This is a genomic window from Comamonadaceae bacterium OTU4NAUVB1 (assembly GCA_024372625.1).
GTDB lineage: Bacteria > Pseudomonadota > Gammaproteobacteria > Burkholderiales > Burkholderiaceae_C > Variovorax.
Window position 1 is genome coordinate 2,874,931 of sequence record CP099605.1, and the last position, 20,100, is coordinate 2,895,030.

A 20,100-nucleotide genomic window follows, 5' to 3' on the forward strand; every position below is an offset into this window, starting at 1 on the left:
CGCCCGCCCGCCGTCATGTCCGAAGGAACCTCCACCGCGTACGAGGCCCTGGTCCAGTTCCTCTACCGCGCCCCGATCGGTCTGGTGCAGACCTCGCTCGCGGGCGACATCGCCATGATCAACCCGATGGCGGCGCAGCTGCTGATGCCGCTGGCCGTGGACGGCGCGCTGTTCAATCTGTTCGACGTGCTGGCGCCGGTCGCGCCGCAGCTGCGGGACCTGACGCGGCGCCCCGACGAGGACGGCGGCATGATCTGCGACGCGCTGCACCTGGCGATGCCTCCCGCCGCGCGCGGCGGCGCCGCGCCCCGCACGCTGGCGCTGCAGCTGCTGCGGCTGGACGACGCGACCCTCATGGCCGCCCTGAGCGACGCCACCGCCGCCGTGCAGCACGAGCAGCAGCGCCTGAGCGCCCGCGTGCACGCGGCCACCCGCATCGACGGCCTGACCACCCTGCCCAACCGCCTGGCGCTGCTCGAGGCCATCGACGGCGCGCTGGAACGCCGGGCACACGACCCCGGCGCGCGCTGGGCCGTGCTGCTGGTCAACGCCGACCGCTTCGAGCGCATCAACGTCACGCGCGGCCCGGCCGCCGGCGACGCCGTGCTGCAGGGCATGGCCGGTCGCCTCCGGGCGATCGCCGCCGGCATGGCGGGTGCCCTGGCGGCGCGCTTCGGCAGCGACGAATTCGCCCTGCTGGTGCGCCTGGACGAGCTTGGCGGGTCCGTCGCGGACGACGACCTCGCCGCCTGCGAGGCGCTGGCCCGCCGGCTGGTCGAGGCCCTGGGCGTGCCCCACGTCGTCGGGCGGGTCGCCCCGGACGGCGACGACGGCGCCGAGGCCGGCGTGCACGCCAGCGCGAGCGTCGGCGTGGTGCGCATCGGTGCCTCGCACGGCCATGCCATGGCCGTGATGCAGGACGCCGGCCTCGCGCTGCGCGAGGCCAAGCGCCTGGGCGGCGCGCGTCACGGCGTGTTCACCGCCGAGTTGCGCGCCCGGGCCCGCCAGCGCGGCAGCCTGGAGGCCGACCTGCGCCGCGCCCTGGACGACTCCCAGCTGTTCGTCGTCTACCAGCCGATCGTCTCGCTGGCCGACGACACGGTCGCGGGCATGGAGGCGCTGGTGCGCTGGCGCCATCCGCAACTCGGCATCGTGCCTCCGGACCGGTTCATCGGCATCGCCGAGGAGACCGGGCTGATCGTGGTGCTGGGCGAATGGGTGCTGCGCCAGGCCTGCGACCGGCTCGCCGCCTGGCAGCGCGGCCTGGGGCCGCTGGCGCCGCGCTCGATGTCGGTCAACCTCTCGCGCGCCCAGGTCCTGGAACCCTCGATCGTCGGCACCGTGGCGCGCGCGCTGGCCGCGAGCCGGCTGGACGCGGGCGCGCTGCAGCTGGAGGTCACCGAGAGCCTGGCGGCGCAGGACGCCATCGTCCAGCAGCGCCTGGGCGACCTCAAGGCGCTGGGCCTGACCCTGGCGCTCGACGACTTCGGCACCGGCTACTCGTCGCTCGCGAGCCTGCACCTGCTGCCGGTGGACGTGGTGAAGATCGACCGCTCCTTCGTGAGCCAGTCGGTCACCAGCGCGCACCACCGGGTGCTGATCGAGGCGGTCGTGAAGGTCGCGCGCAGCCTGGGCATGACCACCGTGGCAGAGGGCGTGGAGACCGCCGAGCAGGCCGGGCTGCTCGCCACGCTCGACTGCGACAAGTCCCAGGGCTATTTCTACGCCCGGCCGCTGCCGGCGGAAGAGGCCACGGCGTGGCTGCGGGCGCGGGCGGACCGGACGATGCGCCGGGCGGCCTGAGCCCGCCTCACACCGGCACCCGCACGATCGTCGCCTGCATCAGCGCGACCAGCCGGGGGTCGTCGTCGCCCGCGCCCGCGAAGGCGCGCACTTCCCCGGTGCACACCGTCAGCAGCCGGCCGGCGTTCACGACGCGGCCGATGGCCAGGAAGCGCGCGCCGACGGCCGGGCACAGCAGGTTGATCTTGAACTCCGCCGTGACGACCTCGAAGCCCGCCGGCGCCTGGGTGAGCGCCGCGTAGCCGCAGGCGTTGTCGACGATGGCCGTGGTCGCGCCGGCGTGCAGGTAGCCGTGCTGCTGGGACAGCGCCCGCGCGTACGGCAGCGCGATGTGCACCTCGCCGTCGTCGACGCGCGCGAGCGTGGCGCCCAGGGTCCGCATCAGGCCCTGGGCGTCGAAGCTGGCCCGGACCCGGTCGTGGATCGTCGGCATGGACATCGCGACGGCGCTCGGGACCGCGCCCTCAGCGCCAGGCCGCCAGCACGGCCGGCAGCTCGGCCATGTCCGTGAAGAGGCACGCGACGCCGGCCTCGCGCAGGGCGATGGCGCCGCTGTGGCCCGGGCCGCCGGGGCTGTAGCCGAACACGGTGGCGCCGGCGGCGACGCCGGCGGTGGCGCCGGTCACGGTGTCCTCGATCACGGCGCAGCGCGCCGGATCGACCCCCAGCGCCGCCGCCGCCGCCAGGTAGACGTCGGGAAAGGGCTTGGAGCGCGGCGTCTCGTGGCCGCTGAAGACGCGGCCCTCGAAGGCGTCGAGCAGGCCGATCTTGCGCAGTTGCAGCTCGATCTTGCCGCGGTCGGCGCCGGAGGCGCAGGCGATGCGCCCGCCCAGCGCCGCGTGCAGCGCCCGCACCGCCCCCGGGGCGCCGGCCACCTCCACCAGCGCGCGGTCGAGCGCCTCGTTGCGGCGCGCCCAGAAGCCGCGCAGCCACTCGGGCGTGACGGGCCGTCCGGTGCGCGCCTCGATCAGCGCCGCCTCGTCCTTGACGGCCTTGCCCACGAACAGGCGCATGCACTCGGCCTGCGTCAGCGTCCAGCCGGCCTCCTCCAGCATGTCGCGCAGCACGCCGTTGGTGATGGGCTCGGAGTCGACCAGCACGCCGTCGCAGTCGAACAGCACCGCATCGAAGGGGATCGCCAGGGCTGCGGGGGAGGAAGGGGAAGGGATGGGCAGGGTCATGCGTTCATCGTAGCAAGCGGGCCGGTGCCCGCTCAGGGACGCTCGCTGCGGATCGGGATGTACATCTCGCCGCCGGCCGCCCTGAACTCGGCGGACTTGGCGGCCATGCCGTCGGAGACCGCCGCCGCCTCGTCCAGCCCGCGCCGCGCGGCGTACTCGCGCACCTCCTGGGTGATCTTCATGGAGCAGAACTTCGGCCCGCACATGGAGCAGAAGTGCGCGCTCTTGCTGGCGTCCTTGGGCAGGGTCTCGTCGTGGAAGTCGCGCGCAGTGTCGGGGTCGAGACCGAGGTTGAACTGGTCCTGCCAGCGGAACTCGAAGCGCGCCTTGCTCAAGGCGTCGTCGCGCGAGCGCGCGCCCGGATGGCCCTTGGCGACATCGGCCGCGTGGGCGGCGATCTTGTAGGCGACGATGCCCTGCTTGACGTCGTCGCGGTCGGGCAGCCCCAGGTGCTCCTTGGGCGTGACGTAGCACAGCATGGCGGTGCCGGCCCAGCCGATCATGGCCGCGCCGATGGCGCTGGAGATGTGGTCGTAGCCCGGCGCGATGTCGATGGTCAGGGGCCCCAGCGTGTAGAACGGCGCCTCGTGGCAGTGTTTCAACTGCTCGTCCATGTTGGCCTGGATCATGTGCATGGGCACGTGGCCGGGGCCCTCGATCATGGTCTGGACGTCGTGCTTCCAGGCCACCTTCGTGAGTTCGCCCAGGGTGCGCAGCTCGGCGAACTGGGCCTCGTCGTTGGCGTCGGCGCCGCTGCCCGGGCGCAGGCCGTCGCCCAGCGAGAAGCTCACGTCGTAGGCCTTCATGATGTCGCAGATGTCCTCGAAGCGCTCGTACAGGAAGCTCTCCCTGTGGTGGGCGATGCACCACTTGGCCATGATCGAGCCGCCGCGCGAGACGATGCCCGTCATGCGGTCGGCCGTCAGGTGGATGAACGGCAGGCGCACGCCGGCGTGGATGGTGAAGTAGTCCACGCCCTGCTCGGCCTGCTCGATCAGCGTGTCGCGGTAGATCTCCCAGGTCAGGTCCTCGGCCACGCCGCCGACCTTCTCCAGCGCCTGGTAGATCGGCACCGTGCCGATGGGCACCGGCGCGTTGCGCACGATCCAGTCGCGCGTGGTGTGGATGTTGCGGCCGGTGGACAGGTCCATCACGTTGTCGGCGCCCCAGCGGATCGCCCAGACCAGCTTCTCCACCTCCTCCTCGATGCTGGAGGTGACGGCCGAGTTGCCGATGTTGGCGTTGATCTTGACCCTGAAGTTGCGCCCGATGGCCATCGGCTCGACCTCCGGGTGGTTGATGTTGGCCGGGATGATGGCGCGCCCGCGCGCCACCTCGTCGCGCACGAACTCCGGCGTGACGATCCTGGGGATCGCGGCGCCCATCGGGTTGCCCGCGACGCGCCTGGCGCGCGCCTCGTCGGTCAGGTACTCGGCCATCCACGCGCGCTTGCCGTTCTCGCGCAGGGCGACGTACTCCATCTCGGGCGTGACGATGCCGCGCCGCGCGTAGTGCATCTGCGTGACGTTGGCGCCGGCCTTCGCGCGGCGCGGCGTGCGCTGCAGGGCGGCGGCGTCGCCGCGCAGGCGCTCGATGCGCTCGCGCTCCTGGCGCGTCTGGGCGTCGCCGTCCTGGCGCGCGCCGTCGTCCAGCGCACGGTGCGCCCGGCCCTCGTAGGACTCGGTGTCGCCGCGCTCGGCGATCCAGGCGCCGCGCACGTCGGGCAGGCCCCGGCGCACGTCGATGTCGGCCGTCGGGTCGGTGTAGGGGCCGGAGGTGTCGTAGAGCGAGACCACCTCGCCGTTGGTCAGCGCGACGTCGCGCACCGGCACGCGCAGATCGGCGCGGCTGCCCACGATGGCGGATTTGGTGGAGGCGGGAAAGGGCGCGCGCGTCAGCGCGAGCAGCGGGGCGAACTTGTCGATGGCGTTCATGGGGCGGGGCACTCCGTCGTCCGGGTTGGATGGGGTGCTCCGCGATCGCTCGACGGACCCGCGGCCCCACGCAACGAAGGGGGACCACCGGATCAGGGGAACTGCAGCTCTTCTTCCGCCGGTACTAACCGGTTCAAGTTCGCGGGTTCGGCGTCGTGTGTCGCCATCTCAGCACGCTGTTCGCGCGTGCACCCCGGAGCATCGCGGATTCTAGGGGCCCGGAGGCGGGCGTCCAAGCGCCTCGACCCCCGGGGAAGCCCCGAGACGCAGGCCATGCGTGCCCACCGCCTCGGCGATGTCGTCGTCGTGCGTGACCAGCAGCAGCGCCGTGCCGCCGTCCGCCGCGCCGTCGGCCGCGTCCTCCTCCAGCGCGTCGAGCAGCACCGCCAGCGCCTCCTGCTGCGTCACCGGGTCCAGGCGCGAGGTCGGCTCGTCGGCGAACAGCAGCGCCGGGCGGGCGATCAGCACCCGCGCCAGGGCGATGCGCTGCAACTCGCCGCCCGAGACCTCCGACGGCCGGCGCGCCAGCACGTCGCCCGGCACGCCCAGGCGCTCCAGCCGCCGCGCCACGGGCTCCCACGGCCGGCCGTGGCGCCGCGCCGCGTCGCGCAGCGTCCGCTCCAGGCCGATGCGCGGGGCGAACGAGGCGACCGGGTCCTGGTAGAGCTTCTGCAGCGCGGTCGAAGCCAGGCCCTCGGCGCGCCGCACCGTGCCCCGGTCGGGCGCCACCAGGCCCAGCAGCACGTTGCCCAGCGTGCTCTTGCCGGTGCCGCTGGGCCCGCGCACGGCCCAGCGCTCGCCGCGCCGGATGTCCAGCTCGAGGCCCTCGAAGAGCAGGCCGCCGCCACCGCCGCCGCCGTGGTCGCCGAAGCCCTTGGCCAGGCCCCGCGCGGCCAGCACCGCCGCGCCGGCCACCGGCGCGGCGCGCTTCGGCCAGCGCGCCGGATCGGCCTCGACCAGACGGCGCGTGAACGGGTGGGCCGGCCGCGCCAGCACCGCGTGCGTGTCGCCCTGCTCCACCACCTCGCCCGCGCGCAGCACGATCAGCCGGCCGCCGAGCGCGCGCGCCACGCGCAGGTCGTGCGTGATGACGACGACGCAGCCGCCGGCCGCCTGGATCGCGCGCATCAGCGCGACCGTGCGGTCGCGCGAGAACGCGTCCAGGCCCTTGGTGGGCTCGTCGGCCAGCAGCACCGGCGCGCCGCCGGCCAATGCCACGGCGGCGGCGGCGCGCTGCGCCATGCCGCCGGAGAGCTGCCACGGATAGCGCCGCGCCGCCGCCGCCAGGCCGGCCGCCGCGAGGTCGCGCCGGGCCGCTTCGGCGGCGCCGGACGCCGTGGCGCCGCGCACCAGCGCGTGCGATTCGGCCAGCTGCGGCAGCACCCGCATCAGCGGGTCGAGCGCGAGCGACGGCTCCTGCGGCAGCAGCGCCAGCGTGCGGCCCCAGAGCGCCCGGCGCGCGCGGGGTGCATCGGCGCGCGTGCGCGTGCCGGCCACCGTCACGGCGCCGCCGGCGCGCAGCGCGGCGGGCAGGTTGCCCATCACGGCCTGCGCCAGCAGCGACTTGCCCGCGCCGCTCTCCCCCAGCAGGGTCAGCGCCTCGCCGGGGCGCAGCGCGAAGGACACGCCGCGCAGCAGCACGCGCGCGCCCACGTGCACCGTCAGGTCGTCGACGGCCAGCAGCACGGGGTCGGTGTGGACCGTGGCGGTGGGGCTCATGCGCCCTCCCCGTCGCCGGCCAGCAGCAGCATTCCCAGCACCAGCGCCATCAGCAGCGCCACCGGCGCGCCGACGAGCCAGGGCGCCTCCTCGTAGTGCGGCAGGGACTCGGTCATCATCGATCCGAGTTCGGGCGTGGGCGGGGGCAGCCCGACGCCGACGAAGCCCAGCGCGGCCAGCGCCAGCACCGCCTGCGCCACGCTGAAGGCCAGCAGCGTGCCCAGCACCGGCGCCAGCGCCGGCAGCAGGTGGCGCCGCAGCACGTAGCCCGGCCCGAAGCCCAGCAGGCGCGAGGCCTGCACGGCATCGCCGGCCAGCACCGGCCGGCTGGCGGCGCGGGCGACGCGGAAATACTCCACCCACAGCGACAGCGCCAGGCCGACGTAGAGCGCCTCGCCGCGCCCCGGCGCCAGTGCCGCGAACAGCAGCACCAGCAGCAGGCCGGGCAACGCCAGGGCGGTGTCGGCCAGCATCACCAGCGCGCGCTCCAGGCGCCCGCCGTGCCAGCTCGCCGCGACGCCCAGCAGCACGCCGGGCACCGCCGCCGTCACGGCCGCCAGCAGCGCCAGCCCGAGCGACAGCCGCGCCGCGTGGGCCAGGCGCGCGAGCACGTCGCGGCCCAGCACGTCGGTGCCCAGCCAGTGCGCGGCGCCCGGCGCGGCCAGGCTGTCGGCCAGCACCTGCCGCGCCGGGTCGACGCCCACCGCCACCGGCCCGAGCAGCGAGAACATCGCCACCGCCGCCAGCACGCACAGTCCGGCGCGACGGCGCCACGCGGCGCGGCGCGACGCCAGGGCCGCCAGCGTGGGGATCGCGAACGCGCCGCCGCTCATCGCGCGCTCCCGGCCCGGCGGCGCGGATCGAGCGCCAGGCAGGCGGCGTCCACCAGCAGGTTGAAGCCCACGAACAGCACCCCCATGCACAGCGCCGCGCCCTGGATCATCGGCACGTCGCGCCCGAAGACCGAATGCACCAGCTCGTGGCCGATGCCCGGCCAGGCGAACAGGGTCTCGACGACCAGCGCGCCCTCGGCCAGGAACACCGCCTGCAGGCCCAGGTACGTGACCACCGGCACCGCCGCCTGGCGCAGGCCGTGGCGCACCAGCGCCTGCGCGTCCGACAGCCCCTTGGTGCGCGCGAACGCGTAGGAGGGCGACAGCGCCACCTCGCGCATGGCGCCGCGCACGACGCGCGCCAGGCCCGCCGCCAGCCCCAGGCCGAGCGTGAGCGCCGGCAGCGCCAGGCTGCCCGCCTCGTGGCCGCCGGCCACCGGCAGCGCGCCCAGGCGCACCGCCACGCCCACCATCAGCAGCACGGCCAGCAGGAACGGCGGCAGCGCGCGCAGCACCACCGCCACGGCCAGCGTGAAGCGGTCGATGCGCCCGCCCGCGTGCAGGCCCGACCAGAGGCCCAGCGGCAGGCCCAGCGCCGCGCCGACGGCCAGCGCCGCCGCCGCCAGCGCCAGCGTCGCGCCCAGCGCGTGCGCGACCTCCTCTTGGACCCGGTCGCCGGTGACCAGCGACACGCCCAGGTCCAGCCGCAGCAGGTCGCCCCACCAGTGCAGCAGGGCCAGGGCGAGCGGGCGGTCCAGGCCGAGTTCGGCGCGCACGGCCGCCGCCGCCGCGTTGCTCACCAGGTCGTGGCCGTAGCGGCCGGCGGCGATGCGCATGGCCATGTCGCCCGGCAGCGCGCGTGCCATGAAGAAGCACAGCGTGCCCACCAGCAGCGCCAGCGCGACGACCTGGCAGGCGCGGCGCAGCAGCAGGCCGGCCCAGGGGGAGCGGAACGTCGTCGGCGGAGTCGCCGGATTCATCGAGCGTGGGTCCGGGGTCGTGGCAGTCGTCGGCGGCGGCGTCGTCATGCGCGCCACCCCATGCGCGTGATGCGGAAGGAGCGCTCCAGCGGATCGAGGCTCACGCCCTCGAGGCGGTCGCCCACCGCCACCTGCAGGCGGTACCAGGCGACCGGGATCACCGGCAGGCCGTCCTGCAGCGCCGATGCCACCCGCGCGCGCAGCACGGCGACACGTCCGGGCGCGGGCGCGGGCCTGCCGCGCTGCAGCTCGGTCAGCGCCGCCACCAGCGCGTCGTCGTGCCAGCCCATGGCGCCCCAGTCGCCGCCGCGCGGCCCGAAGTCCTGCGCCAGGGTGGCGGTCGGGTCGGGCACGCTGGCGTAGTTGCGCGCCGCCAGCGCCAGCCGCAGGCTGCCGTCGCGGTGGCCGATCGGCACGTCGCCGGAATTGCCGATCACCACCCGCACGGCGATGCCGGCCTCGCGCCACTGGGCCTGCAGCGCGGTCGCGATGACGGGCAGTTCCGGGCGGTCGACGAAGGTGCGCAGCGACAGGCCCAGCGGCTGGCCGCCGGGGTCGCGCAGGCCGTCGCTCGCCGGGCGCCAGCCGGCCTCGGCCAGCAGGTGCGCGGCGGCGGCGGGGTCGTGGCGAAGCGGCGCCAGCGCCGGGTCGTGCCAGCCGGCCAGCGTCGGCGGGAACAGCTGCGTGGCGGCCAGTTCGGGGTCGCGCAGCAGCGCCCCGGCGATGCCGGCGCGGTCGATCGCCAGGCTCAGCGCGCGCCGCACGCGCACGTCGGCCAGCGGTCCCGGGCCGGCGTTGACCTTCACGATCACGGTGCGCGGCAGGGTGACCGAGGCGATGCGCGCGGCGCCGCGCCGCCGCAGCCGCGCCAGGCTGACCGGGTCGAGCCCGTAGGCCAGGTCGGCCTGGCCGCCCTCGGCCATCAGGGCGCGGGTCTCGGGCCGGCTCGCGCACAGGTAGGCGACGCGCTCGACGGCCGGGCGCGGGCCGTCCCAGGACCCGGACAGCGCCGTCTCCACGCGCTGCGGCGCCTCGACCACCACCGCGCGGTACGGCCCGCTGCCGACGATGGCGCGCACGGCGCCGTCGGCGGCGTAGCTCGACGGCGCCAGCACCATCGTGCTGCTGTGGGCCAGCAGCGCGGGCAGGCCCGCGTACGGCGCCGACAGTCGGATCGTGACGGCGCCGGCGGCGTCGTCGGGCTCGATGGCCGCCACGGGCGCCGCGCTCAGCAGGGCCGGGGGCGTGCGCGCGGCGCGCAGGCAGCGCGCGACGGCCGTGGCCGTGACCGGCGTGGCGTCGTGGAAGCGCGCGCCGGGGCGCAGTTCGAAGCGCCACGCCAGGCCGTCGTCCGACACCCGCCAGCGCGCGGCCAGGCCGGGCAGCGGCGTGCCGTCGTCGTGCGCCTCCATCAGGGTCTCGGTGACCTGCAGGCGCGTGAAGACGAAGCCGCTGCTCGCGGGCGCGAGCCCGGCGATCTCCCACGGGCCGACGATGCGCAGCGGCGCGCGTCCGCCCGGGCCGGCCGGGGCGGACGGCGTCGCCGCGACCGCGCCGGCGGCCAGCGACAGCCCCAGCGCCGCGCGGCGCGTGAACGCGAAGGCGGCGGCGTCCAGAGGTCCGGTCGCCATCCTCAGAACCTCGCCTGCACGCCGAGCGTGACGGTGCGCGGCAGGCCGGGCGTGACCCAGACGCGGTTGAACGCGCTGGTGTAGTAGGTGCGGTCGAACACGTTGTCGACGTCCAGCGTCAGGCGCAGCGTCGGGTTGATGCGCCAGTAGCCCACCAGCTTGGCCGTGGTGTAGGCCGGCAGGTCGAAGGCCGGGGTGCCGGCATTCGCCTCGGCCTGCGTGCGCGCCTCGCCCAGGCGCCGGCCGGTGTGCGTGAGGCCGCCGCCCACGCCGTAGCGCTGGCCGCTGGCCAGGGCGTCCTCGTACATCGCCAGCACGCTGCCGTTGACCCGGGGGACGTTGAGCAGGCGACCGCCGGTCTCCAGCGTGCCGTCGCGCACGACCTCGACGTCGTTGAGCGACAGGCTGGCGTTGACGCGCCAGTGGCGGCTGAGCTGGCCGGCGAGGTCGAACTCCGCGCCCCGGCTGCGGACCTCGCCCGCCGCCACCGAGAAGCCGGCGTTGGCCGCGTCGGCCGTCAGCACGTTGCGCTTGGCGATGTCGAACAGCGCCACCGTCGCGCCCATGCGCCGGTCCGCACTCTCCCACTTGGCGCCCAGCTCCAGCGCCCGGCCCGACTCCGGCGCGAAGGCCCGCGAGGCGACGTCCGAGCCGGTGTTGGGCCGGAACGAGCGCCCGGTGTTGGCGTACACCGTCCATTGCGCGTCCGGCAGCCAGCTCAGGCCGATGCGCGGCGAGGTCGACGACGGGGTCTGCGTCGTCGTCGCGCCGGTGCGGCGGTTCAGCAGCGACTGGTCGTAGGCGTCGGTGCGCAGGCCGGCGACGAGGCGCCACTGCGGCGCCAAACGGATCGCGTCCTGCACGTAGAGGGCCGTGTTGCGCTGGCGCTCCCGCGTGTCGGTGTTGGGCAGCGGCGTCGGCCGCGCCTGGCCGTAGACCGGGTCGTAGATGTCGATGGCGTAGGGCGCGGCGGCCGTCGGATTGGCGCGCAGCTGCAGCGTGTCCATGTCGAAGCGGAAGCTCTCCAGGCCCAGCAGCAGTTCGTGCTCGACGGCGCCGGTCTTCACCACGCCCTGCAGTTCGGCCTGCAGCGCGATGTCGTCGGAGCCGTAGTCGCGGAAACGCCGCTGGCGCGTCAGGCTGCCGTCCGCGCGCAGGGCGCTGGCCTCGGTCGAGAAGCCCTCGATCGAGGATTCCCGGTAGGACAGGCCGACGCGGCTGCGCCACGCCGGGCTCCATTCGTGCGCGAGCACGAACTGGTGCGTCTGGTTGGTCACCGTCATGGGGCCGTCGCCCGGCTCGCCCAGGAAGGTGCGGCGCGAGATGGCGCCCAGCCGGCCGTTCACCGCCACCACGCCCCGGTCGAGCGGGGTCTCGTGGCGCAGGTACTCGCCCACGTAGTCGAGCACCGTGTCGCGCCCGAGCTTCCAGGTGAAGGCCGGCGCGAGCACCTGGCGCCGCGTGGTGACGGTGTCGCGGAAGCTGTCGCGGTCCTCCACCGCCACGTTCAGCCGGTAGGCGAAACGCTCGCCCAGCGGACCGGTGCTGTCGAAGGCGCCGCGCTTGAGGCCGTGGCTGCCGAGGTAGCCCTCGACGGCGTGGGCGGGCGTCCACTGCGGTCGCTTGGAGACGATGTTGAGCGTGCCGCCGGGCTCGCTGCTGCCGTAGAGCGCGGCGGCCGGGCCCTTCAGGAACTCGATGCGCTCGACGCCGGCGAGGTCGCGCGGCGCGTTGAAGCCCCGGTTGGACGAGAAGCCGTTGAACAGCGTCGCCATGCCGGTGCTGTCGTTGCCCGGCAGGCCCCGGATGGCGACGTTGTCCCAGAGCCCGCCGAAGTTGTTCTGGCGCGAGACGCCGCCGACGTGGTCGAGCACGTCGTCCAGTTTGGTCGCGCCCAGGTCGTCGATGGCCTGGCGGGTGATCACGCGCACCGACTGCGGCAGCTCGCGCAGCGGCAGGTCGGTCTTGGCGCCGGCCGCCTCGTCGGCCTGGTAGACGCCGGATTCGGTGCGGCCGACGACCTCGACGGTGGCGAGGTCGGCGGTGGCTTCGGTCGCGTCGGTGGCGGCGTCGCCGGCGACGGACGCGCCGGCCGGCGCGGTGGCCGGCTGCGCCGACACGGGCGCGGCGAACAGCGCCGCGACGGCCAGCGCGAGCGGCGACGTGCGGGCACGCAGGGAGATTCCCGGGGATTGGAAAGCGGTCATGGCAACGGACATTCGAGAGGTCGGGCACCGGCCGCGCGACGGCGGCGTTCGGCGCCCTGGGAAACGGACGGGCCGCACCGCGCGAATCCTTCGGCGGGCGGCGGGACGGGGACATGCGGGGACGTGCGGACACGTCCGGGAGCGTTCGATGGAACGGCCGGCCCGTCGGCCCCCGCGCGTCAGGTCAGGACGACGACGACGGCGATGGGGGCGCGGACCCGGCGGCGCGCGCGGCCGGCGGATCGCGGGCGGCGAAGCGCCAGCGCTCGGGTCGGGGGACGAAGGCGACTTCGTCGCGCGGGAACACCGGGCCGGTGGCGACGGCGGCCGGCGGCGCGGGCGGCGACGCGGCGAACGCCGAGGCGATCTGCGCATAGGCCGCGCACCACGCGCACAGGGTCTCGAGCGCCGTGCCGCCGTGGCCGCCGGCGCCCGTGGCCGTGACGTCCGCGCCTTCCTGCACGCCCGCCGCCGCCGGGCCGGTCCGCGCGTCGGCGTCGAGGAAGGCGGCGGTGGCGGCCGAGGCGAGGGCCGGCGAAACCGGTGCGGGCGCGGGCGGCGGTCCGCCATCGGCCAGCGCCGCCGCCGCCCGCGCGATGCGCTGCTGGATGTGCGACGCCTCGTGCGCGGGCAGGCCCACCACCGTGTGGAAGCACACGGCGAGCAGCAGGAGACGGATCAGGACGCGGCGCAGGAACATGGGGAAGAAGGGGGCGAATCTTACGGGCTCGACATGTCGGGCACGGGTCGCGGTGCGCCGGACCGCCACCGTGGCGGGCATCGCGCGCGGCGCTGCGCGTGTCTTCCCGGGGTTGCGCGCACGGGTCACGGGCACAAGAATTGCTCGTCCGCGACGTCCCGTCGCCTCACGGCGTGCGCCGGCGCGGTCCCGCCCGGCCGGTGCCCGTGACCCCGTTCACGCGTCGGAGACACGCCCTCGCTCCCGCGATGCCCCTTTGCCTTTTCGCCCGCGCCTTCCCGGAACCACCGACATGACCACCACTTCCCCCACGACGACCCGCCGCCGCCTCAACGCCCTGGCCCTGGCCCTGGGCACGCTGCTGACGACGGCGGCGACCACCGCCACGCTGCTCGGCGCCCCGGCCCATGCCGCCGACAAGTACCCCGACCACCCGGTGAAGGTGATGGTGGCGCTGCCCGCCGGCGGCGGCGTGGACATGATCGCGCGCCTGGTCGGCCAGAAGCTCGCGGCCGAGACCGGCCAGCCCTTCGTGGTCGACAACCGCGCCGGCGCGTCGGGCCGCATCGGCCTGCCGGTGGTGGCCAAGGCCGCGCCGGACGGCTACACGCTGATGGCCTCGCCCGCGTCCTTCCTGACGACCAACGTCAGCATCTTCAAGTCGCTGCCCTACGACCCGCAGGCCGACTTCGCCCCCATCACCAAGCTGGCCGACCAGTCGATGGTGCTGGTCATCAAGGACCGCCTGAAGTTTCCGACCGCCGGCGCCGTGCTGGCCGCCGCCAAGGCCAAGCCCGAGGCGCTGACGTACGCCTCGTCGGGCGACGGCAGCCCGCAGCACCTAGCCGGCCTGATGTTCGAGTCGCGCCAGAAGGTCAAGATGGTCCACATCCCCTACAAGGGCGGCGCGCTGGCCATCAACGACCTGCTCGGCGGCAACGTCGACCTGCTCTTCGCCCCGCTGCCCGAGGCCCTGCCGCACATCAAGTCCGGCAAGCTGACCGCGCTGGCGATCATGAACGACAAGCGCTCGCCCCTCATCGCCGAGACGCCCACCATGAAGGAGGCCGGCATCGACAACATGACCATGGTCACCTGGATCGGCCTGCTCGCCCCGGCCAAGACGCCCAAGCCCCTGATCGACCAGCTCAACCGCCAGGTCCACACGATCCTGAAGAGTCCCGAGGTCATGGCCCAGCTGCGCGAAGCCGGCATGGACGTCATGCCCACCACGCCGGAGCAGTTCCAGAAGACGATCGCGCAGGAGATCAAGCTGCACGCGGAGCTGGTGAAGGCGTCGGGGCTGGTGCCGCAGTGAGGGTGGTTGGATAGGACTCCTAGAAAAGTTTAATGCGCTTGATTGAACGTACATGAAAGCATGTCTTCTGTTCTGAAGGCATGCTTTCTTTTAAAAGACACCCGCGATCTGCATCTTGCAAAACAATTGACTGTCAGATATTGGCTTTATGCTTAGTGCCAATTCACGAAACGATGTGAAACTGCGGCTCTCGGCCACAACCGATTCCTTGGCGTCTTATGGCGAGTAATGCTTCAGACTGGTTGCGGTCTTTGAGCCGGGACGTCCAAGCGTCGCAAAAGGGCCCATCGCAGACGAGCAGCCCGTTTGCCGGTAGGATCGTCCGCATGAGCGAGCATGCGAGCTTCCAGGTGCGCCGTGCCGACCACGTCGGCTTCGCGGTCGCCTCTCTCGATGAGGCTCTTCGGTTTTGGCTTGATGGACTTGGTGCGCGGCTCGTGCGCACGGGCGAGATGGGGGGCGAGTTCCTCGGCCAAGTGACGGGCGCGCATGGGGCAGAGGTACGCATCGCAATCGTGTCGCTGGCAGATCAGACGATCGAACTCCTGGAGTATCAGGGCGTAGATCGGCCAAGCGCACCGGCCAAGCCGTTCGACCCAGGCTTCGCGCATCTCGCCCTTGTGGTCGATGACATCGACGCGCTCTTGGCGCGGATCGCCACCTACGGCTGGAAGGCACAAGGCACTCCACAGCCGATCACGGGTGGCGCGCGGGCTGGAACGCGGGTGATCTACGTCGTTGGCCCTGACGGCGCGACCATCGAGTTCATGCAGCCACCGACCGCTGTTCGCGAGCACTGATCCTGCCGATCGAGGATCAGCTTTCTATCTATAGCGGACCTCAGCTGCGTAGGTGAATGGACCAGCCAGAAGACAGCCCCATAACAAATGACACGGCAAGAACGATGACCACCATTTCGGCGCGCTCTCGACGCCAATCAAATCGACGCTCAAGATGGCTAGCGCCATTGAAACGGGAGCTTCAACCAATAGCGAAATCAACAAGCTTTCAAGTCCCATGTGCATCTCAAGTGGTAAGTCCGCTTCTGGCCGATCTGAGTCGTTCAGCATAATGTCACGGAAGACCGCAACCGCTGCAAGGCAGACATTGCAAAACTTAGACGAATATCTTTTTTGAGCCTAAAGCAAACTCCAAAATTATTACTAATTCGTTTTTTATTCTAGAAAAACGGCATTGAACCCTGAGTATCGAGAATTTCGACAGCCATGCGCATCGGGACATTGACCACCAACATCAACGCGACAACACCCAAGCCCCCAGCACCTTCGCCTCTTCCTCCGTCACCTGCCCCTGCCTCGGCATGATCACCCGCCCCCAGGTGCCGACGCTGCCGTTGCGGATCTTCTGCGGGATGCGCGCGTCGGCCTCCGGGTCGGCGCGATAGCGCGCGGCGATCTGCGCGAAGCCGGGGCCGACGCGCTTGCCGTCGGTGGCGTGGCAGGCGGTGCAGCCGCGTTCCTTGGTCAGCGCCAGGCCACGGGCGTCGAGTTCCGGCGTGGTCGGACGCCTGACCGACGTGGCGGCCGCTGGCGCTGCCGATCCCGTCGCAGGCGACGTGACGGCGCCGGTTGCCGGTGCGGTCTGCGCGGCGACGGGTGGCGACGTGCCGGCGACCAGGGCCACGGCGATGGCGATGGCGACGGTCGCGGTGGCGCCACCCATGAGGTCCCCGGCGCGCGATCCGGACCCCGTCCTCACTTCAGCTCCCCGTCCACGTAGAACCACCGCGCCACCTCCCCCGCGCCCTCGTCGCCCTCGCGAACGAAGCGGCTGCGTTCGTGCAGGCGGGCGGCGACGCCCGTGGCGGAGCGGTGGCGGGCGACGAACTCGACCTCGGCGTGGTCGGCGTCCAGCACGGAGCGGCTGCGCACGTCCAGGCCCAGCCACTTCACGCCGGGCTCGAAATCGATCGATGCCGGCCGGGTGCTGGCGTGCCAGGTGGCGAGCAGGTAGTCGGCGCGCTCGCGCACGAAGGCGGTGTAGCGCGACCGCATGAGCGATTCGGCGTCGGGCGCGGGCACCGCCGCGTCGGCGGCGCCTTCGACGTAGCGCCCGCAGCACATCGCGTAGGCCACCGGAAAGTCGCGCCGGTCGCGCCGCCCGCACGGGCAGGGTTCGGGCTTGCCGTTGCCGCCGCCCGTCATGCCGCCAACGCCCGCTGGATCAGCAGCTTCTGGATGTCGGAGGTGCCCTCGTAGATCTGGCAGACCCGCACGTCGCGGTAGATGCGCTCCAGCGGGAAGTCGTTGACGTAGCCGTAGCCCCCCAGCGTCTGGATGGCGGCGCTGCAGACCTGCTCGGCCATCTCGCTGGCGAAGAGCTTGGCCATGGCGGCCTCCTTCAGGCACGGCCGGCCGGCGTCGCGCAGGGCGGCGGCGTGCCAGGTGAGCTGGCGCGCGGCCTCGATGCGCGTGGCGCACTCGGCCAGCCGGAAGCCCACGGCCTGCTGGTCGAGGATGGCGCCGCCGAAGGCCTGGCGCTCCTTGGCGTAGGCCAGCGCGACGTCGAAGGCGCTGCGCGCCATGCCGATGCTCTGCGCGGCGATGCCGATGCGCCCGCCCTCCAGCGCGCCCAGGGCGATGCGGTAGCCCTCGCCCTCGGCGCCCAGCCGGTTGGCGGCCGGCACGCGGCAGCCGTCGAAGTTGATCTGCGCGGTGTCGCTGCTGTGCTGGCCGAGCTTGTCCTCCAGCCGCGCGACGTGGTAGCCCGGCGTGTCGGTGGGCACCAGGAAGGCGCTCATGCCGCGCTTGCCGGCGGCCTTGTCGGTCAGGGCGATGACGATGGCCACGTGGCCGTGCTTGCCGCTGGTGATGAACTGCTTGACGCCGTCGATCACGTAGTGGTCGCCGTCGCGCCGCGCCGTGGTGCGCAGGCTGGAGGCATCGCTGCCGGCCTGCGGCTCGGTCAGGCAAAAGGCGCCGAGCATGCGGCCCTGGGCCAGCGGCCAGAGCCAGTCCTTCTTCTGCTGCGCGTCGCCGTGGCGCATGAGGATGGCGTTGACCGGGCAGTTGGTCACGCTGATGGCGGTGCTGGTGCCGCCGTCGCCGGCGGCGATCTCCTCCAGCACCAGCGCCAGGGTCACGTAGTCGAGCCCGGCGCCGCCGTCGGCCTCGGGCACGCAGATGCCGTAGGCGCCGAGTTCGGCCAGGCCCCGGTGGGCGTCGGCGGGAAAGTGGTGCTCGCGGTCCCAGCGCGCGGCGTGGGGCCGGAGTTCGGCCTGGCAGAAGTCGCGCACCGCGTCGCGGACGGCTTCCTGGTCGGATGTCAGCAGCATGTGGAAGTCTTCCTTATTTGGTGCCGAGGTCCATGATCAGCCGCGCCGCCATGTAGAGGCGGCGCGGGATGGCGTCGATCATCACGTACTCGGCCTTGTCGCTGTGATAGCCGAAACCCGGGAGCCCCAGGCTTTCGATGACCGGCTTGCCCGACAGCGCGGCGTACGCGGCGTCGGTGCCGCCGCCGGTGCGCTCCTCGATCTCGACCGTGCCGCCGGCCTCGCGGTAGAAGGCCGCGGCCTTGTCCACCAGACGGCGTCCACCCTCCCCGGCGTTGAAGGCCGGCCGGCCGCGCGTGATGGCGACGGCGACCTCGGCGCCGGGCAGCTTCCTGGCCTGGGCGCGCTCCTCCAGGGTCTTGAAGACGGCTTCCAGGTCCTCGGGCCGGGCGTAGCGCACGTCGGCGTTGAGCGTGGCGCTCTCGGGGATGACGTTCGACGCGGTGCCGGCGCGCGCCAGCGTCCAGTTGAAGCGCAGGCCGCGCGACTTGTCGTCCAGGTCCTGGGTGCGCGCCACCAGGTCGGCGGCCTCGACCAGCGCGTTGACGCCGGCCTCCGGCGCCACCCCGGCGTGCGCGGCGCGGCCCCGGACGTCGGCCTGCACGTAGGCGATGCCGGAGGTGCCCAGCACGAAGGTCTCGCGCTCGGCGGCGGTCGGCTCGAAGGACAGCACGTAGTCGGCCGCTAGCGCTTCCTGCTGGATCAGCTCGCGCGAGCCGAAGGAGCCTTTCTCCTCGTCGGTGTTGAACAGCACCGTGATGCTGGCGAAGTCGCGGAAGCCGTAGGTGGTGAGCAGGCGCAGCGCGTGCAGGATGACCGCCGCGCCGCCCTTGTCGTCGGCGATGCCGGGGCCGTAGGCGCGCGCGCCCTCGATGCGGAACGGCGTCTTGGCCAGCGTGCCGCGCGGGTGCACGGTGTCCATGTGCGAGAGCAGCAGCAGGTGCTTGCCGCCCTTGCCGTCGAGCCGGCCGGCCAGCCGGCCCACCAGGTTGTCGCCCACCGCCGGCGCCACCGCCTTGTGGCGCGCGACGGTGAAGCCCAGCGCCTTCAGCTCGGCCTCCAGCAACTGGCCGGCGGCGGCGATGCCGGCGGCGTCGCCGGTCGGCGTCTCGATGGCGACCAGCCGCTCCAGCGTGCGCACCACCGCCGGCTGCTCGGCCGTGGCGGCGTCGAACAGCGCGCTGTCGCGCTTCTGCGCCCAGCCCGCCGTCGTGGTCGCGGCGCCGGCCAGCGCGACCGCCAGCGCCAGGGCGCGTCCCGTCGATGGCAGGGTCATGCGAGTTCCAGCGCCACGGCCGTGGCCTCGCCCCCGCCGATGCACAGCGTGGCCACGCCGCGCTGGAGGCCGCGCGCGCGCAGCGCGTGGATCAGCGTGACCATGATGCGCGCCCCGCTCGCGCCGATCGGGTGACCCAGCGCGCAGGCGCCGCCGTGCACGTTGACGATGTCGTGCGACACGCCCAGCTCCGCCATCAGCGCCATCGGCACCACCGCGAAGGCCTCGTTGACCTCCCACAGGTCGACGTCCGCGACGTTCCAGCCGGTCTTGGCGAAGAGCTTGTGCACCGCGCCCACCGGCGCGGTGGAGAACCACTCGGGCTGCTGCGCGTGCGTGGCGTGGGCGACGAGGCGGGCGATCGGCGCGGCGCCGATCTTCTGCGCGTGCGACGCCGTGGTCATCACCAGCGCGGCGGCGCCGTCGTTGATCGACGAGCTCGACGCGGCGGTGATGGTGCCGCCGTCCTTCTTGAACGCCGGGCGCAGCGTGGCGATCTTCTCCAGCCTGGCCTTGCCCGGGCCCTCGTCGATGGACACCACGGTGTCGCCGTCGCGGCCCTTGACCGTGACGGGCGCGATCTCGGCGGCGAACAGCCCGTCGGCGATGGCGTGGCGGGCGCGCTCGACGCTGGCCGTGGCGAAGGCGTCCTGCTGCGCGCGCGTGAAGCCGTACTTCGCCGCGCAGTCCTCGCCGAAGGTGCCCATGGAGCGCCCGGGCTGGTAGGCGTCCTCCAGGCCGTCGAGCATCATGTGGTCGAAGATGCGGTCGTGGCCCATGCGGTAGCCGCCGCGGCCCTTGAGCATCAGGTAGGGGGCGTTGGTCATGCTCTCCATGCCGCCCGCGACGATCACGTCGTGCGTGCCGGCGAGCAGCAGGTCGTGCGCGAGCATCGCCGCCTTCATGGCCGAGCCGCACATCTTGCTCAGCGTGACGGCGCCGGTGCCGTCGGGCAGGCCGCCCTTGTAGGCCGCCTGGCGCGCCGGCGCCTGGCCCTGGCCGGCCATCAGGCAGTTGCCGAACAGCACCTCGCCGACGGCTTCCGGCGCGATGCCCGAGCGCTCGACGGCCGCGCGGATGGCGGCGCCGCCCAGGTCGTGCGCCGCCAGCGACGCGAAGTCGCCCTGGAAGCCGCCCATGGGCGTGCGCGCGGCACCGGCGATGACGATGGATTCGGTGGGGGTGGTGGTCATGGGTGGGTCTCCTGTCGGGATGGGTCGATG

17 protein-coding genes and 1 riboswitch are annotated in these 20,100 nt (G+C 73.4%); of the genes, 3 read left to right on the forward strand and 14 right to left on the reverse strand.

Features of this window, described 5'->3' with window-relative positions; translation table 11 throughout:
• The first annotated feature begins 15 nt into the window (after positions 1–15).
• Complete coding sequence (locus tag NF681_16915) at positions 16–1,803, forward strand: EAL domain-containing protein (GenBank protein ID UST53949.1); 1,788 nt, start codon at positions 16–18, stop codon at positions 1,801–1,803.
• A 7-nt stretch (positions 1,804–1,810) separates the two neighbouring features.
• Here the strand turns inward: NF681_16915 and NF681_16920 are convergent, their stop codons facing one another.
• The 9 genes from NF681_16920 to NF681_16960 form a co-directional block, all read right to left on the reverse strand.
• Positions 1,811–2,236, reverse strand: a complete 426-nt coding sequence (locus NF681_16920) for a PaaI family thioesterase (protein UST55818.1) — start codon at positions 2,234–2,236, stop codon at positions 1,811–1,813.
• 31 nt (positions 2,237–2,267) lie between these two features.
• On the reverse strand, positions 2,268–2,984 hold the full coding sequence (locus NF681_16925; GenBank protein UST53950.1) for an HAD family phosphatase: 717 nt from the start codon (positions 2,982–2,984) through the stop codon (positions 2,268–2,270).
• A gap of 32 nt (positions 2,985–3,016) precedes the next feature.
• A complete protein-coding gene (gene thiC, locus NF681_16930) occupies positions 3,017–4,918 on the reverse strand; it encodes a phosphomethylpyrimidine synthase ThiC (protein UST53951.1) in 1,902 nt (633 codons plus the stop codon).
• A 93-nt stretch (positions 4,919–5,011) separates the two neighbouring features.
• A riboswitch (TPP riboswitch) is annotated at positions 5,012–5,124 on the reverse strand.
• Between the two features lie 4 nt (positions 5,125–5,128).
• Positions 5,129–6,637: an ATP-binding cassette domain-containing protein gene (locus NF681_16935; protein ID UST53952.1), complete on the reverse strand. Its 1,509-nt coding sequence runs from the start codon at positions 6,635–6,637 to the stop codon at positions 5,129–5,131.
• Positions 6,634–7,470: an ABC transporter permease subunit gene (locus NF681_16940; protein ID UST53953.1), complete on the reverse strand. Its 837-nt coding sequence runs from the start codon at positions 7,468–7,470 to the stop codon at positions 6,634–6,636. The genes NF681_16935 and NF681_16940 overlap by 4 nt, the downstream gene beginning before the upstream one ends.
• A complete protein-coding gene (locus NF681_16945) occupies positions 7,467–8,450 on the reverse strand; it encodes an ABC transporter permease (GenBank protein UST53954.1) in 984 nt (327 codons plus the stop codon). The genes NF681_16940 and NF681_16945 overlap by 4 nt, the downstream gene beginning before the upstream one ends.
• Before the next feature lie 44 nt (positions 8,451–8,494).
• Positions 8,495–10,081, reverse strand: a complete 1,587-nt coding sequence (locus tag NF681_16950; protein ID UST53955.1) for an ABC transporter substrate-binding protein — start codon at positions 10,079–10,081, stop codon at positions 8,495–8,497.
• 2 nt (positions 10,082–10,083) lie between these two features.
• Positions 10,084–12,288 carry a TonB-dependent siderophore receptor gene (locus NF681_16955; GenBank protein ID UST53956.1) on the reverse strand — a complete coding sequence of 735 codons (2,205 nt, stop codon included), beginning with the start codon at positions 12,286–12,288 and terminating at the stop codon, positions 10,084–10,086.
• 184 nt (positions 12,289–12,472) lie between these two features.
• Positions 12,473–12,988 carry a hypothetical protein gene (locus NF681_16960; protein UST53957.1) on the reverse strand — a complete coding sequence of 172 codons (516 nt, stop codon included), beginning with the start codon at positions 12,986–12,988 and terminating at the stop codon, positions 12,473–12,475.
• Between the two features lie 292 nt (positions 12,989–13,280).
• Between NF681_16960 and NF681_16965 the strand changes: the two genes are divergently transcribed.
• Together NF681_16965 and NF681_16970 are read left to right on the forward strand one after the other, a co-directional pair.
• Positions 13,281–14,306, forward strand: a complete 1,026-nt coding sequence (locus NF681_16965; GenBank protein ID UST53958.1) for a tripartite tricarboxylate transporter substrate binding protein — start codon at positions 13,281–13,283, stop codon at positions 14,304–14,306.
• Positions 14,307–14,632: 326 nt separating this feature from the next.
• Entirely contained in the window at positions 14,633–15,106 is a 474-nt protein-coding gene (locus NF681_16970; protein UST53959.1) for a VOC family protein, read from the forward strand.
• A 454-nt stretch (positions 15,107–15,560) separates the two neighbouring features.
• Here NF681_16970 and NF681_16975 read toward each other — a convergent pair whose 3' ends face one another.
• The 5 genes from NF681_16975 to NF681_16995 all read right to left on the reverse strand — a co-directional run bounded on the left by NF681_16975 (position 15,561) and on the right by NF681_16995 (position 20,070).
• Positions 15,561–15,800: a c-type cytochrome gene (locus NF681_16975; protein ID UST55819.1), complete on the reverse strand. Its 240-nt coding sequence runs from the start codon at positions 15,798–15,800 to the stop codon at positions 15,561–15,563.
• A 221-nt stretch (positions 15,801–16,021) separates the two neighbouring features.
• Positions 16,022–16,471 carry a YchJ family metal-binding protein gene (locus tag NF681_16980; protein UST53960.1) on the reverse strand — a complete coding sequence of 150 codons (450 nt, stop codon included), beginning with the start codon at positions 16,469–16,471 and terminating at the stop codon, positions 16,022–16,024.
• On the reverse strand, positions 16,468–17,601 hold the full coding sequence (locus tag NF681_16985; protein UST53961.1) for an acyl-CoA dehydrogenase family protein: 1,134 nt from the start codon (positions 17,599–17,601) through the stop codon (positions 16,468–16,470). Before NF681_16985 ends, NF681_16980 begins: the two co-directional genes overlap by 4 nt.
• Before the next feature lie 13 nt (positions 17,602–17,614).
• Positions 17,615–18,877: a glutamate carboxypeptidase gene (locus NF681_16990; GenBank protein ID UST53962.1), complete on the reverse strand. Its 1,263-nt coding sequence runs from the start codon at positions 18,875–18,877 to the stop codon at positions 17,615–17,617.
• Positions 18,874–20,070 (reverse strand): acetyl-CoA C-acyltransferase, encoded by a 1,197-nt coding sequence (locus tag NF681_16995; GenBank protein UST53963.1) that lies wholly within the window; start codon positions 20,068–20,070, stop codon positions 18,874–18,876. Before NF681_16995 ends, NF681_16990 begins: the two co-directional genes overlap by 4 nt.
• Positions 20,071–20,100: the final 30 nt, after the last annotated feature.

Excerpts from the sequence above, each read along its gene's own strand:
- NF681_16915 (UST53949.1), top strand. The coding sequence starts at position 16 with ATGTCCGAAGGAACCTCCACCGCGTACGAGGCCCTGGTCCAGTTCCTC.
- NF681_16920 (UST55818.1), bottom strand. The coding sequence starts at position 2,236 with ATGCCGACGATCCACGACCGGGTCCGGGCCAGCTTCGACGCCCAGGGC.
- NF681_16925 (UST53950.1), bottom strand. The coding sequence starts at position 2,984 with ATGACCCTGCCCATCCCTTCCCCTTCCTCCCCCGCAGCCCTGGCGATC.
- thiC (UST53951.1), bottom strand. The coding sequence starts at position 4,918 with ATGAACGCCATCGACAAGTTCGCCCCGCTGCTCGCGCTGACGCGCGCG.
- NF681_16935 (UST53952.1), bottom strand. The coding sequence starts at position 6,637 with ATGAGCCCCACCGCCACGGTCCACACCGACCCCGTGCTGCTGGCCGTC.
- NF681_16940 (UST53953.1), bottom strand. The coding sequence starts at position 7,470 with ATGAGCGGCGGCGCGTTCGCGATCCCCACGCTGGCGGCCCTGGCGTCG.
- NF681_16945 (UST53954.1), bottom strand. The coding sequence starts at position 8,450 with ATGAATCCGGCGACTCCGCCGACGACGTTCCGCTCCCCCTGGGCCGGC.
- NF681_16950 (UST53955.1), bottom strand. The coding sequence starts at position 10,081 with ATGGCGACCGGACCTCTGGACGCCGCCGCCTTCGCGTTCACGCGCCGC.
- NF681_16955 (UST53956.1), bottom strand. The coding sequence starts at position 12,288 with ATGACCGCTTTCCAATCCCCGGGAATCTCCCTGCGTGCCCGCACGTCG.
- NF681_16960 (UST53957.1), bottom strand. The coding sequence starts at position 12,988 with ATGTTCCTGCGCCGCGTCCTGATCCGTCTCCTGCTGCTCGCCGTGTGC.
- NF681_16965 (UST53958.1), top strand. The coding sequence starts at position 13,281 with ATGACCACCACTTCCCCCACGACGACCCGCCGCCGCCTCAACGCCCTG.
- NF681_16970 (UST53959.1), top strand. The coding sequence starts at position 14,633 with ATGAGCGAGCATGCGAGCTTCCAGGTGCGCCGTGCCGACCACGTCGGC.
- NF681_16980 (UST53960.1), bottom strand. The coding sequence starts at position 16,471 with ATGACGGGCGGCGGCAACGGCAAGCCCGAACCCTGCCCGTGCGGGCGG.
- NF681_16985 (UST53961.1), bottom strand. The coding sequence starts at position 17,601 with ATGCTGCTGACATCCGACCAGGAAGCCGTCCGCGACGCGGTGCGCGAC.
- NF681_16990 (UST53962.1), bottom strand. The coding sequence starts at position 18,877 with ATGACCCTGCCATCGACGGGACGCGCCCTGGCGCTGGCGGTCGCGCTG.
- NF681_16995 (UST53963.1), bottom strand. The coding sequence starts at position 20,070 with ATGACCACCACCCCCACCGAATCCATCGTCATCGCCGGTGCCGCGCGC.